This window comes from Rhodoferax sp. GW821-FHT07F03 (assembly GCF_059418745.1).
The window spans coordinates 173,987-189,789 of the sequence record NZ_JBWKQM010000011.1 but is presented as its reverse complement, the minus strand read 5'-3'; the positions used below and the strand labels follow the sequence as shown (position 1 = coordinate 189,789).

General features: G+C 63.1%; 14 protein-coding genes. 9 read left to right on the top strand and 5 right to left on the bottom strand.

Features of this window, described 5'->3' with window-relative positions; all coding sequences use genetic code 11:
- Window positions 1–83: 83 nt before the first annotated feature.
- Window positions 84–1,553 (bottom strand): aminotransferase-like domain-containing protein, encoded by a 1,470-nt coding sequence (locus AC07R0_RS18285; RefSeq protein WP_495105955.1) that lies wholly within the window; start codon window positions 1,551–1,553, stop codon window positions 84–86.
- A 111-nt stretch (window positions 1,554–1,664) separates the two neighbouring features.
- Between AC07R0_RS18285 and AC07R0_RS18280 the strand changes: the two genes are divergently transcribed.
- Window positions 1,665–1,964: a DUF2917 domain-containing protein gene (locus AC07R0_RS18280; RefSeq protein WP_495095927.1), complete on the top strand. Its 300-nt coding sequence runs from the start codon at window positions 1,665–1,667 to the stop codon at window positions 1,962–1,964.
- Between the two features lie 91 nt (window positions 1,965–2,055).
- Here the strand turns inward: AC07R0_RS18280 and AC07R0_RS18275 are convergent, their stop codons facing one another.
- Window positions 2,056–2,949 (bottom strand): LysR family transcriptional regulator, encoded by an 894-nt coding sequence (locus tag AC07R0_RS18275; RefSeq protein WP_495105891.1) that lies wholly within the window; start codon window positions 2,947–2,949, stop codon window positions 2,056–2,058.
- Window positions 2,950–3,048: 99 nt separating this feature from the next.
- Between AC07R0_RS18275 and AC07R0_RS18270 the strand changes: the two genes are divergently transcribed.
- The 7 genes from AC07R0_RS18270 to fdhD all read left to right on the top strand — a co-directional run bounded on the left by AC07R0_RS18270 (window position 3,049) and on the right by fdhD (window position 11,790).
- The gene (locus AC07R0_RS18270) at window positions 3,049–3,741 is read left to right on the top strand and encodes a Bax inhibitor-1/YccA family protein (RefSeq protein ID WP_495105890.1); all 693 of its coding nucleotides are present in this window, start codon (window positions 3,049–3,051) and stop codon (window positions 3,739–3,741) included.
- A gap of 93 nt (window positions 3,742–3,834) precedes the next feature.
- On the top strand, window positions 3,835–4,926 hold the full coding sequence (gene apbC, locus AC07R0_RS18265) for an iron-sulfur cluster carrier protein ApbC (RefSeq protein ID WP_495105889.1): 1,092 nt from the start codon (window positions 3,835–3,837) through the stop codon (window positions 4,924–4,926).
- Between the two features lie 167 nt (window positions 4,927–5,093).
- Window positions 5,094–6,725: an OFA family MFS transporter gene (locus tag AC07R0_RS18260; protein WP_495077290.1), complete on the top strand. Its 1,632-nt coding sequence runs from the start codon at window positions 5,094–5,096 to the stop codon at window positions 6,723–6,725.
- 87 nt (window positions 6,726–6,812) lie between these two features.
- Complete coding sequence (locus AC07R0_RS18255) at window positions 6,813–8,351, top strand: methyl-accepting chemotaxis protein (protein ID WP_495105888.1); 1,539 nt, start codon at window positions 6,813–6,815, stop codon at window positions 8,349–8,351.
- 50 nt (window positions 8,352–8,401) lie between these two features.
- Window positions 8,402–10,747: an FdhF/YdeP family oxidoreductase gene (locus AC07R0_RS18250; protein WP_495105887.1), complete on the top strand. Its 2,346-nt coding sequence runs from the start codon at window positions 8,402–8,404 to the stop codon at window positions 10,745–10,747.
- A gap of 4 nt (window positions 10,748–10,751) precedes the next feature.
- Window positions 10,752–11,003 carry a hypothetical protein gene (locus AC07R0_RS18245; RefSeq protein ID WP_495077293.1) on the top strand — a complete coding sequence of 84 codons (252 nt, stop codon included), beginning with the start codon at window positions 10,752–10,754 and terminating at the stop codon, window positions 11,001–11,003.
- Entirely contained in the window at window positions 10,996–11,790 is a 795-nt protein-coding gene (gene fdhD / locus AC07R0_RS18240) for a formate dehydrogenase accessory sulfurtransferase FdhD (RefSeq protein ID WP_495077294.1), read from the top strand. Before AC07R0_RS18245 ends, fdhD begins: the two co-directional genes overlap by 8 nt.
- Before the next feature lie 6 nt (window positions 11,791–11,796).
- Here the strand turns inward: fdhD and AC07R0_RS18235 are convergent, their stop codons facing one another.
- The 3 genes from AC07R0_RS18235 to AC07R0_RS18225 form a co-directional block, all read right to left on the bottom strand.
- Window positions 11,797–12,594 (bottom strand): hypothetical protein, encoded by a 798-nt coding sequence (locus AC07R0_RS18235; protein ID WP_495105886.1) that lies wholly within the window; start codon window positions 12,592–12,594, stop codon window positions 11,797–11,799.
- Window positions 12,595–12,796: 202 nt separating this feature from the next.
- On the bottom strand, window positions 12,797–13,735 hold the full coding sequence (locus AC07R0_RS18230; RefSeq protein ID WP_495105885.1) for an SMP-30/gluconolactonase/LRE family protein: 939 nt from the start codon (window positions 13,733–13,735) through the stop codon (window positions 12,797–12,799).
- A gap of 50 nt (window positions 13,736–13,785) precedes the next feature.
- The gene (locus AC07R0_RS18225) at window positions 13,786–14,739 is read right to left on the bottom strand and encodes a LysR family transcriptional regulator (protein WP_495105884.1); all 954 of its coding nucleotides are present in this window, start codon (window positions 14,737–14,739) and stop codon (window positions 13,786–13,788) included.
- Between the two features lie 111 nt (window positions 14,740–14,850).
- Here AC07R0_RS18225 and AC07R0_RS18220 point away from each other — a divergent pair, with 111 nt between their 5' ends.
- The gene (locus AC07R0_RS18220) at window positions 14,851–15,771 is read left to right on the top strand and encodes a DMT family transporter (protein ID WP_495105883.1); all 921 of its coding nucleotides are present in this window, start codon (window positions 14,851–14,853) and stop codon (window positions 15,769–15,771) included.
- Window positions 15,772–15,803 lie beyond the last annotated feature (32 nt).

Here is a 15,803-nt window from a genome sequence, read left to right as displayed (position 1 = left end):
TGGGGCTGGCGTGCTTGCTTTGCATGCTATTGAATATGTAGCGAAATGTGCTTATTTCATCTGCGCAGCAGGCTGATTTCACTTTATTTTTGTCCGCGGCTGCGTAGTTGTTCCAGGGTTTTTTCCAGCCAGGCCAGCATGCCGGGGTCCTGGCTGGTGGCGATATTGACGCCCATCCACGGGCTGGGAGTTTGCTGTAGCGAAAACAGTGTGCCTGGACGCAGTAGGTAACCCGCGTCCAGCCCCAAGGCGGCCAGGTGGTTGGTGTCCACCCCGGTATCGAACCAGCCCAGAAAACCGGCCTGCGGCTGGCAAAAAGCCTTTAGTCCCAGGTCTTGCATACGCTTGAACGCAGGCTCGCGCAGGCTGTCCAGAGCTGCGTGCACCCGCTGGCAGTGCTTACGGTAGCTGCCCTCGGTCAGCGCCTTGTAGACAATGCGCTCATTGATCTCGGGGGTGGTCAGCGCGGTCAACAGCTTGTGTGTGGTCAAGGTGTCCACCAGTTCAGCCGGGCCGGCCAGATAGCCCACGCGGATGTTGGGCGCAAGCATTTTTGAAAAGCTGTTCACATACATCACGCGGCGTAACTGGTCCAGGCTGGCCAAGCGCGTCACGGCCATGCCCTGGGGCAGAAAGTCGGAATAAATATCGTCTTCGATGACCAGGATGTTGTGGGCCTCGGCCAACCGCAGAATCTGGTAGGCCGTGGCGGCACTCAGCAATGTGCCGGTGGGGTTGTGCAGCACGGGGTTGAGGAACATCAACTTTGGTTTGTGCTTTTCTACCAGCGCGGTGAGGGCCTGCACGTCAAGTCCTTGCGGCGTATAGGGGACACCCACCACCTCCACGCCTTGCAGCCACAGCAGCGGATTGCACCAGCCGGGTTCGCCCACCAGCACAGTGTCGCCTGGGCGTAGCATCATGCGAAATACCAGGTCTATGGCCTGGGCTGCGCCGGTGGTGGTGAGTATTTGCGATGGATGGGCCTCGATGTCTCGCTCCGCCAGCGTACGCTGGATTTGCGTACGCAGCGGGGCATAGCCCTGGGCCGAAGCCCCCTGCGCCAACTGCTGGCTGGTGCTGTGGTTGGCCATCGCCCGCAGGCCCATTTTGAGCAGGTCGCCACCGCACATATCGGGCGGCAGGTAGCCCGAGCCTGGCGACAGGTGGGCCGGAATGCCACTGGTCATGTTGCGCACCATCCAACCCATGTTGATGGCCTGCTGCGGTTTGGCGCGGGCAGGAGCCGACCTGGCGCGCGTGCTGGGCGGCGGCGCGGCTTCGCGCACAAAAAAACCCGCCCCGCGCCGTGCCAGCAGGTGCCCACGCGCCACCAGCCGCTCGTAGGCTGCCACTACCGTAAAACGCGACACCCCCCGTTCCTGCGCCAGCTCTCGCACCGAAGGCATGCGCATGCCGGGGCGAAACACGTGCTGCTGGATGCGCTGCTCGGCCCACTGCACCAGTTGGTCTACCAGGGTGGTTTGCGCTCCCAGGGTTGCGCTGTGATAGGTGGAGGACGTGGGCATGGACTGTATTGGTGATTTGAGCAGGCCAGTGGCGGTAGTTATTCGGTGAACTGTACCGGTACTGTATAGGTGCCAAGACTACAGTGAATGCCACTCCACCGCAAGTCGTGGTGGGTGATTCTTCAGGAGACGGCAATGGTCAAAATTGAACACTTCGAACTGCGCACACCCGATGTGGTGGCGCTGCGTTTGGCCGCAGGCATGGTGCTTCGTGTCAGCACCGGTCGTTTGTGGTTGACGCAGGATGGCCGCAGCGAAGACGTGTGGCTGCAAGCCCCCGCCAGTTGGACTGCGCCGCACGCGGTCAACGTGCGGCTGAGTGCCGAGCCGTCGGTGGACTTTCAGATTGCACGGCCAGCGGCGGTGTGGCGTGCTCCGCGCATCCGCATGGCGCGGACGAGGCTGGACATCGCCGGTGCCATCGGCGCGGCCTGATCAGGGTTTATGGGGCTGGCGCATGCGCCTTGCATGCTATTGAATATGTAGCTGTTGGCGCAGGTTTTATGTGCGCTGGTGGCCTTTTTGTTCAAGAGGCGGGTTTCTTGGCCGGTAGCAGGCGCTGCACCAGCGGGTGTTGCACCTTCTTCTCGGTTCCGATGGCGTAAAACTGTTCTTCTACCCCTTGGCACGCCCCTATGCGCTGCACGCCGTAGCGGGTGGTCAGGTCTTCATGGACCCATTCGGCCGCCGCGAACACACCCATGCCTTCGGCTCCGAAGGTGGCCAGCAAGGCACTGTCTTCAAATTCCCCGGTGATATGCGGCTTGATGCCCAGGTGCTCGAACCAGTGGTCCAGCCGGGGGCGCACGGCGGCATGCGTGGTGGGCAGCAGTACCGGTACTTTGGCCAGGCTGCGGGGGAAGTCCTGCGTGGCTGCGTCCAGCAGATGCGGCGGCGCGTACCAGGTCATGTCGGACGCGCCCAGCCGGTGGCTGTAGACCTTGAGGTTGGGGTTGGGCGGCGCGGCGCGGTCGGCTAGCACCACGTCCAGCCGGTGCAGGGCCAGGTCGCCCAGCAGGTCCTCGAATTCATCTTCATGGCAGATCAGGTGCAGGCGCGGCTCCTGCATCACTGGCTGCAGCAGGCGCCGGGCGACCAGCTTGGGCAGGCCGTCGGAGATGCCCACGGCCAGCCGCACGGACGGCGCGCTGACGGCATCGCGCACCGTGGCGGGTAACTGCTCGCCCAGTTGGAAGATCAGGTCGGCCTGGCGTAGCGCGGCCACGCCGGCTTCGGTCAGCGCCAGGCCGCGGCCGTCGGGCTTGAGCAGGGTTACGCCCAGCGAACGCTCCAGCTCACGTACCTGGGTACTGATGGTTTGCACCGCCATGCCCAGACGATCGGCTGCGCGCGACATGCCGCCCTCGTGCGCAACGACCCAGAAATAGTGCAGGTGCCGGTAGCTGAAGCTTTGTTCCATATTCAGGTATTTGTGAATGGTTTGTTCTAAATTATCTGCTTTTTAAGAGGTAATGCGCGGCGTATGGTCGGGGCTTGTTTCCTCTTTTGGAGAAAGACCATGGAAAACCTAAACTCAACCGTTCGCACCCACCCGGGCGGCGGGCTGGTTACCACGGCGGTGGCACAGACCGTGCCCGTCAACCGCGTGCTGCGCAATACCTATGCCTTGCTGGCGATGACACTGCTGTTCAGCGCCGTGGTTGCCACGGCCAGCCTGGTGCTGCAGGCGCCGTCGCCCGGTTTGCTGATCAGCCTGGCGGGTAGTTTCGGCCTGCTGTTTGCGGTGTACAAGTTGCAAAATAGCGGCTGGGCCTTGCCGGCGGTGTTCGCTTTTACCGGCTTCATGGGCTACACGCTGGGGCCGGTGCTGGCACGCTCGTTGGCCTTGCCTGGCGGCAGAGAAGTCGTGGCGATGGCACTGGCGGCCACGGGCGTGACCTTCCTGGCACTGTCGGCCTGGGTGGTGACAACGCGGCGCGACTTCAGTTTCCTGGGCGGCTTCCTGTTTGCCGGCATGGTGATTGCGCTGCTGGCCGGCTTGGCAGCCGTGTTCATGGAAGTGCCCGCGCTGGGTCTGGCGGTGTCGGCCATGGTGGCTTTGCTGTCGGCGGGTTTCATCCTGATGGATACCAGCCGTATCGTGAACGGCGGTGAAACCAACTATGTGCTGGCTACGGTGGGTCTGTACCTGTCGATCTTCAACTTGTTCAGCAGCCTGTTGAGTTTGTTTGGCATCGGCAGCGACGAATAAGCGTGGCAGGTCCCTACGGGCAAGAGCGGCAAGCCCCTACGGGGCAGGGGCGTGCTGGTTTGAAATAGACTACGCGCCCCTTAGGAGTTATGCATGCCTCTCTCAGAACAGCAGGTGCTGGATGCCATCAAAACCGTGGTGGACCCCAATACCGGCACCGATTTCGTCTCCACCAAAGCCATCCGCCATCTGGCCGTCACCGGCGGTGCGGTGGTGTTCGGCGTGGAGTTGGGTTACCCCGCGAAAAGCCAGGAAGCGGCCTTGCAGGCTGCCCTGACTGCAGCGGTACAAAGCCTGGACGGTGTGGGCAGCGTCAACATCACCGTCACCACCAAAGTCGCCGCCCATGCGGTACAGCGCGGTGTGCAGCTGCTGCCGGGCGTGAAGAACATCGTTGCCGTGGCCTCGGGCAAGGGTGGCGTGGGCAAGAGCACCACGGCGGTTAACCTGGCGCTGGCACTGGCCGCCGAGGGCGCCAAGGTCGGCCTGCTGGATGCCGATATTTACGGCCCCAGCCTGCCCATGATGTTGGGAATAGCAGGCAAGCCCGAAAGTGCCGATGGCAAGACCATGGAGCCCATGGAGCATTACGGCGTACAGGCCATGTCGATCGGCTTTCTGGTGGACCAGGACCAGGCCATGGTCTGGCGCGGCCCCATGGCTACCCAGGCACTGGAGCAGCTGCTGCGCCAGACCAACTGGAAGGACTTGGATTACCTGGTGGTGGACATGCCCCCTGGTACTGGCGACATCCAGTTGACGCTGAGCCAGCGCGTGCCCATGACCGGTGCGGTCATTGTCACTACGCCGCAGGACATTGCGCTGCTGGACGCGCGCAAGGGTATCAAGATGTTTGAAAAAGTGGGCGTGCCCATTTTGGGCATCGTGGAAAACATGGCTGTCCATGTATGCAGCAACTGCGGCCACCAGGAGCATATTTTTGGCGCCGATGGTGGCAAGAAGATGGCGGCCGACAACGGCATGGACTACCTGGGGGCCTTGCCCTTGAACATGCAGATCCGCATACAGGCAGACGGTGGCAAGCCTACGGTGGTTGCTGATCCAGAAGGCGAAATTGCAGCGATTTACAAGCGTATTGCCCGCCAGGTCGCGGTGTCGATTGCCGGCAAGAACAAGGACTTCTCGTCCAAGTTCCCGTCGATCACGATCTCCAAGAACACCTGAGCTTTGTCGCTCCGTTGGCCGCCCCCGTTTGGGGGCGGTTTTGTTTCTGGCGCCTGAATAACCCTTCAGATAGGAATGATTCTTGTACCGCCCTATTCGTTCTTTGTGTAACTGATTGTGTAGACTGTTGCGGCCCGCTTCGGGCTTTTTCTGCAATGGAGGACTGAATGGCAGGATTTTTAGACAAGGAACGCATTATTGCGGGCCCCGGTTTCAACCGTTGGTTGGTGCCGCCGGCTGCGTTGGCGATCCATCTATGCATCGGCATGGCCTATGGCTTTTCGGTGTTTTGGCTGCCTTTGTCCAAGGCTTTGGGCATCAAGGAAGCCATCAAGTGCGGCCCCGAAGTGGGTTTTTGGGCTGAGCTGTTTACCACCAACTGTGACTGGAAGATTTCCACCCTGGGCTGGATGTATACCTTGTTCTTCGTGCTGCTGGGTTCGTCGGCCGCGCTGTGGGGTGGCTGGCTGGAGCGCGTAGGTCCGCGCAAGGCGGGCGTGGTGTCGGCCGTTTGCTGGTGTGGCGGCATGCTGCTATCGGCAATTGGGGTGTACCTGCACCAGTTCTGGCTCATGATTGTGGGCTCGGGCGTGATCGGTGGCGTGGGCCTGGGTTTGGGCTACATCTCGCCGGTATCGACCTTGATCAAGTGGTTCCCGGACCGCCGTGGCATGGCCACCGGCATGGCCATCATGGGCTTTGGTGGTGGCGCCATGATCGGCTCGCCACTGGCCGCTGATCTGATGAAGTATTTCGCCACCCCCACGAACGTAGGCGTGGCCCAGACCTTCGTGGTGATGGCCGTGGTCTATTTCGTGTTCATGATGGGCGGCGCCCTGACCTACCGCGTGCCTGAAACTGGCTGGAAACCCGCAGGCTGGACGCCGCCGCCCGCCCAGGTCAACAACGCCATGATCACCCAGCGCCACGTGCACGTGAAGAAGGTCTGGGGCATTCCCCAGTTCTGGCTGGTCTGGATGGTGCTGTGCATGAACGTGAGCGCCGGCATTGGCGTGATCGGCATGGCGTCGCCGATGTTGCAAGAGGTGTTTGGCGGTACCTTGATTGGCGTGAGCCAGAAGTTTGGCGAGCTGGACAAAACCCAGCTGGCGGCAATTGCTGCCGTGGCGGCCGGCTTCACCGCGCTGCTGAGCTTGTTCAACATCGGTGGCCGCTTCTTCTGGGCCAGCCTGTCCGACAAGTTGGGCCGCAAGCTGACCTATGTGGTGTTCTTCGTGCTGGGCGGCGTGATGTATTTCAGCGTACCTGGCAGCGCGGCCGCCGGCAATATCGTCTTGTTCGTGGGTGCCTTCTGCGTCATTCTGAGCATGTACGGCGGTGGCTTTGCCACCGTGCCAGCCTATCTGGCCGACCTGTTCGGTACGCAAATGGTGGGGGCCATCCATGGTCGCCTGTTGACCGCCTGGGCTACGGCGGGCATTTTGGGTCCAGTGGTCGTGAACTACATGCGCGAGTACCAATTGGGCTTGGGCATTCCCCGCGAGCAGGTTTACAACCAGACCATGTACATCCTGGTTGGCATGCTGGTTATTGGTTTGATTTGCAATCTGCTGGTCAAGCCGGTGGCCGACAAGCATTTCATGACGCCGGAAGAGCTGGCCCATGAAAAACGCCTGGCGCACGAAAAAGCTGCTGCCTCCGAAGTCGGCTCCAGCGGCGTGGTCAACGACCATGCCGTGAGTCCGGTGCTGGTGGCTTTGGCCTGGGTGGCCGTAGGCGTGCCATTGATCTGGGGTATTTACCGCACCCTGCAAAGCGTAGCCAAGTTCTTCCACTGAAGCTACTTTGCCCAAAGCCTGCCGGTTGCTGTGTTAAACAGCGCCTGGCAGGCTTTTTCACTTTTCAGACGAGACGAGGTTTACGCAATGCAGCCATTCAAAACATTGAAGCAGCGTATCGAATCTGCAGCCAGGGCATTCGCGGCTACGTTGCCCGAGAGATTTGTAGTGGACGCATCGCAGCAGATCGATGTACAGGGCAAGAAGACGCCGGTACTGCGCTGTGGAAACCGGGTTTTGAATCTGGATTTCTCCGTGCCCGACGGCTTTACCCAAAGAACCGGTATGCGGGCCACGATCTTTGTGCGCACGGGGGAAGACTTCATCCGCATCACGACCTCCGTGCGCAAGCAGGACGGCGAGCGTGCTATCGGCACCCCGCTGGACCGCTCCCAACCGGCCTACCGAGCGGCGCTGGTCGGTAAGTCCTATGTGGGCTACGCCACGATTTTTGGCAAGCAGTGCATGACCCGCTACGACCCGGTGCGCGATGCCTCCGGCCAGGTGGTGGGTATTTTGTACGTGGGCCTGGATGTGAGCGATATGGCGCCGGTCCATGTGGCGCCTCGTATGGCGACCACCCTGGCGCTGGCCTATGCGGTGTTGGCCTGCGCCTTTCATGCGGCCACCGGCAAATTGTTGGACCCGCTCAGCATCGGTTTCACGTTGCTTTCCATGGCCATGCTGTGGGGGTTGACCTATTTCTTGATGCAGCGCCACGTCACCGAGCCTATGAACCAGGGGCGCCAGGCCGCGTTGCGCCTGGCTAGCGGCGACCTGACCAACCAGGTGGACGTGCGCGACCGTGACGATGTGGGCAAATTGCTGCTAGCCATCAACGGCATCAGTATCGGCCTGACCGGCTTGGTGGGCAATGTGCGCCAGGCGGCGTCCATGGTGGCCAGCGGCACGAGCGAGATCGCCGATGGGAACAACGACCTGGCATCGCGTACCGAAAAGCAGGCCAGCGAGATCAACTCCGCCGCCTCGGCCATCGTCGAACTCACCGCCACGGTGAGCCAAACGGCCGACAAGGCCAACCAGGTGAACGCTCTGGTCGGCTCCGTGGCCCAACTGGCGTTGACCAGTGGCGGTATCGTGGGCCAGGTGGTGGACACCATGGGGCAGATCAAGTCCAGCGCGCACCGTATCAACGACATCATCGGCCTGATCGACGGGATCGCCTTTCAGACCAATATCCTGGCCCTGAACGCGGCCGTAGAGGCGGCCCGTGCGGGCGAGCAGGGGCGTGGCTTCGCGGTGGTGGCCTCGGAAGTGCGCAGCCTGGCGCAGCGGTCCGCCACCGCCGCCAAGGAGATCCGCAACCTGATTGCCGCATCGGTGCAAACCGCCGATACCGGAGGGGAGTTGGTGGAGAAAGCCCAGCGGTCCATGACCGATATCACCGGTTCCATCCAGCAGGTGGTGGGCTACGTCGATGAAATTGCGCTGGCCAGCAACGAGCAGCGCGCCGGCATTGCCGATGTCAACCGCAGCGTGGCCGAGATTGACGAAATGACACAACAAAATGCCGCGCTGGTAGAAGAGTCCGCCGCTGCGGCCATGAAAATGCGCGAGCAAGCCACCGCGTTGGGCGCGGCGGTGAACAGCTTTAAAACCCCTTAGCTACCAGGGTAGGGCGCAAGGCCGTATAAAACGAGACGAAAGAATCTCCCATGAGCGAACAAAAAATTGAGTTTTATACCGGCCCCGCAGGCGGCTGGGGCGCGCTGAGGAGCGTGGGCAAGGCCTTGGTTTACCAGGACGTGGCCCTGAAAGGCGCCAAGACCTTGCTGCATGCCAACCAGCCCGACGGTTTTGACTGCCCGGGCTGTGCCTGGCCGGACCGCAACCACGCATCCACCTTCGAGTTTTGTGAAAACGGCGCCAAGGCCGTGGCGGCCGAGGCCACGGCCCGGCGCGTGACGGCAGACTTCTTCGCGCAGCACACCGTCACCGAGCTCGCCACCCAGAGCGACTTCTATCTGGAAGACCAGGGCCGGCTGACCGAGCCCATGGTTTTTGATCCGGCCGACGACAAATACAAGCCTATCGCCTGGGACGACGCTTTTGCGCTGATCGCCCGGCACCTGAATGCCTTGCCCGACCCGAACCAGGCCATCTTCTATACATCGGGCCGGGCCAGCAACGAAGCTGCCTTTTTGTACCAGCTGTTCGTACGCGAGTACGGCACCAACAACTTCCCCGACTGCTCGAATATGTGCCACGAGCCTAGCGGCAGCGGCATGCGTGAAAGCGTGGGCATAGGCAAGGGCACGGTCACGCTGGACGACTTTGAACAAGCCGATGCCATCTTCATCTTCGGCCAGAACCCCGGCACCAACCATCCGCGCATGCTGGGCGAACTGCGCCACGCCGCCAAGCGCGGTGCGCGCATCGTCAGCCTGAACCCGCTGCGCGAGCGCGGCCTGGAGCGCTTTGCCGACCCGCAGGACAAGCTGCAAATGGCCACCCTGGGCGATACGCCCATCAGCACCCACTACTTCCAGCTGCGCATAGGCGGCGACTTCGCCTTTGTCAAAGGCATGATGAAGCATCTGGTGGAGCTGCAGGACGCGGGCCAGGATGTGCTGGACCATGCCTTTATCGCCGAGCACACCATTGGTTTCGAGGCCCTGCTGGCCGACCTGCGCACCGAGTCCTGGGCGCTGCTGGAGTCCGAATGCGGCCTGGGCGCAGAGCACATCCGCGCCGCAGCCGAGGTGTATCGCCAGGCCAAGAGCGTGATCGCCTGCTGGGGCATGGGCATCACCCAGCACCAGAATTCGGTGGCCACCATCCAGATGATCACCAATCTGCTGCTCATGCGCGGCAACATCGGCCGCCCAGGTGCTGGCCTGTGCCCGGTGCGCGGCCACAGCAATGTGCAGGGCGATCGCACCATGGGCATATGGGAAAAGCCGCCCGTGGCCTTGCTGGACAACCTGCAAAAAGTCTTTGGCTTTACGCCGCCGCGCGAACATGGCTTTGATACGGTCGAATCCATCCAGGCCATGCTGGACGGCAAGGGCAAGGTGTTTTTTGCGCTTGGCGGCAATTTCGCCACGGCCACGCCCGACACCGTGCAGACCTGGAAGGCGCTGCGCAAGTGTGACTTGACGGTGCACGTCACCACCAAGCTGAACCGCAGCCACATCGTGCATGGCAAGGCCGCGCTGATCCTGCCCTGCCTGGGCCGTACCGAGATCGACATGCAGGCCGGCGGCGCGCAGGGTGTGACGGTGGAAGACTCGATGAGCATGGTGCATATCTCCATGGGCATCAACCCGCCCGCGTCTGCGCATTTGCTGTCCGAGCCGGCTATCGTGGCCCGGCTAGCCGCCACGACTCTGGCTGGGCGTAGCAAGACACCCTGGCTGTGGCTGCTGGAAGATTACAGCCGTATCCGCGACAAGATCGAGGCTGTGTTCCCCGACTTCAAGGACTTCAACCAGCGCATCCAGGTGCCCGGGGGCTTCCGGTTGCGCAATACGGCCAGCGAGCGGGTCTGGAACACCGCCTCCAAAAAGGCCGTGTTCAAAACCCATGCCGTGCCCACCGGCACGCCGCTGCAACGCGCCCGCGAGCGCAAGGGCGACGCCATCGTGTTCGCGCTGATGACCACCCGTTCGCACGACCAGTACAACACCACCATCTACGGCGCGGACGACCGCTACCGTGGCGTTTACGGCCAGCGCCGCGTGGTGTTTGCCAACGTAGATGACATCCGCGCGCTGGGCATGAAAGACGGCGACTGGATCGACTTCCACACCGTATGGGATGACGGCCAGGAACGCCGGGCCGATGGCTTCAAGCTGGTGGCCTACAACATCCCTCGCGGCTGCGTGGCGGCCTACTATCCCGAGACAAATCCGCTGGTGCCGCTATCTTCTGTGGCGGCGAATGCCGGTACGCCCACCTCCAAGTGCATTCCGGTGCTGATGCTGCCGCACCAGAAACCGGCTGCGCCTGCGGCTCAAAAGCTGGGCCAGCCCGCCATACCTCACGCGGCTGCGGTCTGAATCCGTGGACGCGCTGCACCAGGCCATTTTGCTGGCTTTGCTGCCCGAGCCCGAGCCCATTTCCCTGCCCCGCCTAGGCAAGCGCCTGGGCCTGGGTGCCAGCGTGCTGATGCGTGCGCTCACGCTGATGGGCGAGGCCAGCCTGGGCGGCCAGCCCGGCCCGGGCTGGGTCACGCTGCGCCTGGAAGATGAACGCTGGATGGCCGGACTGACCGAGGCTGGCCGGCGCTTTTGTGTGGAGGCCTTGCATGGCTGAGCTGCCGCCGCCCCTGGTGTCCGTGGCCGTACGGCGCTTTCCTGCCGACCTGGAGCAGGCCGACCAGGTGGCCGCCGAAGTACCCGTGGCCCTGGTGTTCAACGGCATCTCGCATGCAGTGATGATGGCCACGCCGCAAGATCTGGAAGCGTTTGCACTTGGCTTTGCGTTGAGCGAAGGCATTCTGGACAGCGTGGCCGACTGCTATGGCATCGAGGTGCAGGCCGGTGCCGACGCCTGTGAAGTGCAGCTGGATGTGTCCTCCCGCTGCTTCCAGCGCCTGAAGGAACGCCGCCGCAGCCTGGCCGGTCGTACCGGTTGCGGAACCTGTGGTATCGACAGCCTAGCCGCGCTGGACCTGGAGCCCAGGCCCATGCCGCCGCAGGCCTGGGCCGCTCAGCTGCAGGCCGCAACCGTGCTGCAGGCGCTGCAAGCCATGCCGCCCCTGCAGGTGCTGAACCTTGCCTGCGGCTCCTTGCACGCGGCAGGCTGGGCCACACCTGAAGGCGTGCTGACCGATGTGCTGGAAGACGTGGGCCGGCACAACGCGCTGGACAAGCTGCTGGGCCAACTGGCACGCGCCGGGCGTCTGGGCGAGCCAGGCTTTGTGTTGATGTCCAGCCGGGCCAGCTACGAGCTGGTGCGTAAATGCGCGCGCCTGAATGTGGCGGCGCTGGCCACTATCTCGGCACCCACGGCGCTGGCCATCCAGATCGCCGAAACCGCCGGCCTGCAGCTTTGGGGCCTGTGCCGCGACCCGCGCGCAGTGCGCTACGTGCCGGCCTGAGCGATTTCAGTTCGGTGTCAGCGCGTAGGAGAGCGACGAGGCCACGTCGTTCCAGCCGAACTGGCGCAGGTCGCTGAAGCCCTGCCGCTCCGGCACCCACAGCTGGGTTCCCGCGAAGTTGATGTGCTGGTGCAGCACTACAAACGAACGCTGCGGCCGCAGATTGGCCCAGACCTCGCTCTGGTTCGACACCGAAGACACTTTGTCGTTGATGTTCTGCAAAAACACCGCGGTACGAAAGTCGCTGATATTGCCATTGCCCGCCTGGCGTCCGCCGGGGCTGCTGGTGGTGCCTGCGCCAAAGCGCCATAGCCAACCCGAGAAGTTGATGTTCTCCCACAGGAACACCGCGCCGCCGATGGCATTGGCGATCTGTTGCGGAGATGAGGACGTGTCCAGCGTTACCGGCGGCGCCTTGGATTTCTTCGCCGGCTTGGGGTTGCCAGGGTTGTCTTCCAGGTGGCGCATGGCTTTGCCGGTCTGCGAGAACACCCGCAGCAGCTCGCCGTCGCGGGCAGCTTCGTCCAGCAGGTAGATCAGCGGTTTCCCGTCGAAGTCTTTCACCGATTCTGCTGTGGCGCGTTTGCCGTCGATGGCGACCGGCAACAGCGGAATCTTGTGGATGCAGGTCGGCGTGGCCGGCTCGCTGCGGTCATCGCCGGTGCGGCTGCCGGTCTGTTCCAGCCCGGTTTTCAGCCCCGCCAGGTAGGCGCTGCCGATCAGCGCCAGATCGGTCTGGCTGCGGTTGTCGAACAGGGATGCAAGGCTGGGGTGGATCGTCTGCGAGGGGGCTGTTGCGGCCATTGTGGTGTCTCCAAATAGCACCTGGCCGTTGAACATTGCGCTGCCGGCACGTGACCAGGCAAACCGGGCCAGCAGCGCATTTCACTGTTGACCCAGGTGAAAGTCAAGCTGGTCGATGGCGCTGAAGCCTGAATTGAATTGCTATTGATACCATAGCTACTGGTGCAGGTTTCATCTGCGCTGCAGGCATATTCTTTATAAATTACCCGCCGGCCACACCCTGGGTGTTCACATACAGGGCATAGACCGACTGGCTGGCCGCCATAAACAGGCGGTTGCGCTTTAATCCACCAAAACACAGGTTGGCGCAGCGCTCGGGCAGGGCGATGTGGCCTATCGGTGTAGCGTCGGGGGCGAACACCATCACGCCGTCGTGTTCAGGGCCGCCACCCCAGCCGGCCCACAGATTGCCGTCCACATCGCAGCGAAAGCCGTCGGGGCTGACGCCCTCTTCGCAGGTGAAGAACACGCGGTCGTTCACCAGCTGGCTGCCATTGGCCGCCAGGTCAAATACCCGGATGCGCCGGGGCGAGGCACCGGACTCCACCACATACAGCAGCCGCTCATCCGGTGAAAAGCACAGTCCATTGGGGCGCGCCACCGCATCCGTCACCACCGTGCACAGGCCAGTGGCTGGGTCGAAACGGTAAACGCAGGTGGGCAGCTCGGGTGTGGCGTCATGCCCCTCGTAGTGGCCGAGGATGCCGAAGGGTGGGTCGGTAAACCACACCGTGCCGTCGGACTTCACCACCACGTCATTGGGCGAATTCAGCGGCTTGCCATTGAAGCTGTCCACCAGCACCGTGGTGCTGCCGTCGTGCTCGGTGCGCACCACGCGGCGCCCACCGTGTTCACAGCGGACCAGCCGGCCCTGGCGGTCGCGGGTATGGCCATTGGCAAAGCGGGACGGCTGCTGAAACACGCTAACTGCGCTGGTCTGCTCCTCCCATTTCATGACGCGGTTGTTCGGGATGTCGCTCCACAAAAGATAGCGCCCATCGCCGAACCACACAGGCCCCTCGGCCCAGCGCATGCCGGTGGCCAGGCGCTCCACGGCGGCGGCATACAGACGGTAGGATTCAAAACGCGGGTCCAGCGTTTGGATGGCTGGGTCGGGGTAGTGGGGGCTGGGTTGCCACATGGGGAGCTTCCAGAAAAGCAAAGCGGCCAGTATGCCCGTGCCGCAGGCTGTCATGCCGGGTCGGGCCGGTCCCAGGGTGGCACGTCGCCCAGCATCTCCAGCAGAAAGTCGATCAACGCGCGCACTTTGGGGCTGGGAAAGCGGCTGGGCAGGTAGACGGCATACAGCGTGTCGGCATCGGCCGGACGGCCCACGGGTTGCCACTCCTCCAGCAGGTGGACCAGGCGGCCGGCGCGAAGATCGGCACCGGCGGCGTAGGTAGGAAGTACCGCCAAGCCCATGCCAGCCAGGGCCGCCACGCGCAGAGCTTCGCTGCTATTGGTGGTGAGGCCGCTTTCAAACCGCAGCGCCGATTGCACGTCCACCAGCTCTTCGTGTCCTTGCGTGGTGTGGCGAAAGCGCCATTGCGTGGGCGTATGCAGGTAGCCGAAGGTGAGGCAGCGGTGTTGGGCCAGCGCCTCCAGCGTGGTGGGTGTGCCGTGCTGCGCCAGGTAGGCCGGTGTAGCGCATAGCCGGTACAGGATGGGCGCGAGCCGCCGTGCCACCAGCCCGGGACTGGGGCTTGCGGTCAGGCGCAGCACTACGTCGAAGCCTTCTTCGGCCAGGTCCACATAGCGGTCGTTCAGGCCTACCACCACGCGCAACTGCGGGTAGCGCGCGCAGAACTGCGTCATCAGAGCCGTCAACTGCTGGTTGCCAAAGGCTGTGGAGGTGCTCAGCCGTAGCGTGCCCCGGGGCAGCGCCTGCCCGCCAGCGACTTCGGCTTCCAGCGCCTGGGCTTCCTCCAGCATGCGTTGCGCGCGTTCGTAGATGCGGTGGCCGTCGTCCGTAGGGCTCACGCTACGGGTGGTGCGGTGCAGCAGCCGGGTGCCGAGCTGGGCTTCCAGGCGGTTCACCTGTTTGCTGACGGCCGACTTGGTGCTGCCCAGGCGGCGCGCGGCACCCGAGAGGCTGCGCGTTTCGATCACACGGCTAAAGGTGGCAAGGTCTTCCAGACGGCCCATGGTTGTTCTACTTTTGGAAACTCTGATGCGCCATTGTGGTGGATTGTGTCCAAAGACACCAGTTTCTACATTAGCAGGGCGGCCTGTCTGTGGTGCCGCGAGGAGTTGACCATGGCTGTATCCAGCACTTTCTCTACGATTTCTACCTCTGGCCTGGCACCGCGCATGCAGGGGCTGGCCGACGCGAGCCTGCCGCTGACTTTCATTTTGCTGTGGAGCACGGGCTATGTGGCCGGCAAGCTGGCGCTGCCGTATGTAGGGCCGTTCACTCTGTTGGTACTGCGGTTTGGCCTGGCGGCCCTGGTATTGGGACTGGTGTCCTGGGTGGGCCGTGCACATTGGCCCCAGCGGGCGCGCGACTGGGGGCATCTGGCCGTGGTCGGTTTGCTGATGCAGGCGTTGCATTTTTCGGGTGTGTACTGCGGCCTGCGGCTGGGCTTGCCGGCCGGGGTAGCTGGTTTGCTGATCGGCATGATGCCGCTGGTCACGGCGCTGGGCGCGCATGTTTGGCTGGGTGAGCGGGTGGGTCGCCAGCAACTGCTGGGTCTCGCCGGTGGGGTACTTGGGGTGGCGCTGGTGGTGGCCGGCAAGGCGCCGGGCGGCGGTACCAGTGCGGCGGCGGTGGCTGTCACCCTGTTCGGGCTGCTGGGCCTGGTGGCTGGCACGCTATACCAAAAGCGCTTTTGCGCCGACATGGACTTGCGCAGTGGCGCCTGTGTGCAGATGGCCGTGGCCACCATCGCCGCCGCTGCGCTGGCAGGGCCTGTTGAAGGTTTTTCTGTGCACTGGCATGGTGAGCTGGTGTTTGCCGTGCTGTGGCTGGGGCTGGTGAATTCGATTGGCGCGTTCAGCCTGCTGTTTGTGATGGTGCGTCGGGGCCAAGCCGCACAGGTGGCCAGTTTGTTTTATTTGATTCCGGGCGTGACAGCGCTGCTCGGCTTTGCGCTGTTGGGCGAGCATCTATCGCCGCTGGCGTTGGCCGGGTTTGCGGTGTCAGCCTTGGCGGTGCTGGCTTGTGTGCGAGGTCGTTAGGGACGCTCTGCATAACTCCCTGCGGTCCACGG